Origin of the sequence: Microbulbifer okhotskensis, from assembly GCF_023895975.1 — a bacterium.
In the GTDB taxonomy this organism is placed as follows: domain Bacteria; phylum Pseudomonadota; class Gammaproteobacteria; order Pseudomonadales; family Cellvibrionaceae; genus Microbulbifer; species Microbulbifer okhotskensis.
In genome coordinates, this window is record NZ_JALBWM010000506.1 from 1 (window position 1) to 237 (window position 237).

Sequence of the window (237 nt, forward strand, 5' to 3'; positions counted from 1 at the left end):
GCCGGCCCATACCGCCTACCCGACCCGCAAGATCACGCGCGAAGAGGCGGCGCCGGTCACGCTCGGTGATGCGGCCAGCAGCAACAGGCGCACCATCTTCAAATACATCGTGCCGGATGTACTGCCGACCTGTCAGTTGCTGATGGGGCTGACACAGTTGGAACCAGGCAGCTTGTGGAACACCATGCCCTGCCATACCCACGAGCGGCGCATGGAGGTTTATTTCTATTTCGACAT

The 237-nt window shown here is 60.3% G+C and carries 1 protein-coding gene; it reads left to right on the forward strand.

Annotated elements, in window-relative coordinates:
• The coding region (locus MO867_RS23095) for a 5-deoxy-glucuronate isomerase (protein ID WP_252473494.1) at nucleotides 1-237 on the forward strand (237 nt) is incomplete at both ends.